The organism is Nonomuraea sp. PA05, from assembly GCF_008086045.1.
Classification (GTDB): Bacteria; Actinomycetota; Actinomycetes; order Streptosporangiales; family Streptosporangiaceae; genus Nonomuraea; species Nonomuraea monospora.
On the sequence record NZ_VSEY01000109.1, the window covers coordinates 1 to 889 of the forward strand.

General features: G+C 72.1%; 1 protein-coding gene. It reads left to right on the forward strand.

What is annotated here, in order from left to right; all coding sequences use genetic code 11:
• Positions 1–27 precede the first annotated feature (27 nt).
• A partial coding sequence (locus tag FXF51_RS60235; protein ID WP_262380676.1) for a LysR substrate-binding domain-containing protein occupies positions 28–889 on the forward strand: 862 nt, incomplete at its 3' end.

Below are 889 nucleotides of genomic sequence, written 5' to 3' on the forward strand. Positions count from 1 at the left end.
ATTTCATCCCGTTTATATGATGGTTTCGTGATATCTCGTCCTCTGGACCTGCTGAGTGGCCGGCTCAAGCTCCGCCATCTCGTGCTCGTCACGGCCATCGCCGATCAGGGCAGCGTCCTGCGCGCGGCCGAGCACCTGCACCTGGCGCAGCCCGCCGTCACGCGCGCGCTGCGGGAGGTGGAGCACCTCCTGGGCGTCGAGCTGTTCGTCCGCGGGCCGCGCGGCGTCACGCCGACGCTGTTCGGCGAGGCGTTCATCGAGCACGCCCGCGCCGTGCAGGCCGAGCTGCGCCGCGCGGGCGAGCGCATCGCGGGCCTGGCCGACGGCGACGCCGGCACCGTGACCGTGGGCACGCTGCTCACCGCCACGAACGTGCTGCTCCCCCGCTCCATCGCCGCCCTCAAGGCCGACCGGCCCGGGATCACTGTGATCGTCAGAGAGGGCACGTTCGACTCCCTGGTGCCGCGCCTCGTCGACGGCGACCTCGACGTGATCCTCGGCCGGCTCAACCCCATCGAGGACCACCCCGGCCTGCGCCAGCTCCCCCTCTATGAAGAGCCGGTGCTGCTGGTCGCCCGCGAGGGACACCCGGCGGGCGCGGCGAAGACGCTGGCCGACCTGCTGGCCTACCCGTGGATCCTGCCCCTGGAGCAGACCTCGCTGCGGCAGGAGCTGGAGCAGGTCTTCCGCCGCAACGACCTGCCGCTGCCGCGCGACCGCACCGAGTGCACCTCGATCCTGACCATCCGGTCGCTGCTCCTGGAGACCGACATGGTGGCCGCGCTGCCCGCGTTGTTCGTCAGGACCGACAGCCGGCTGCTGGAGCTGCCCGTGCCGCTGCCGTCGGTACGCCGCCAGGTCGGCGTGACCCTGCCGGGTGCCCGCGCGC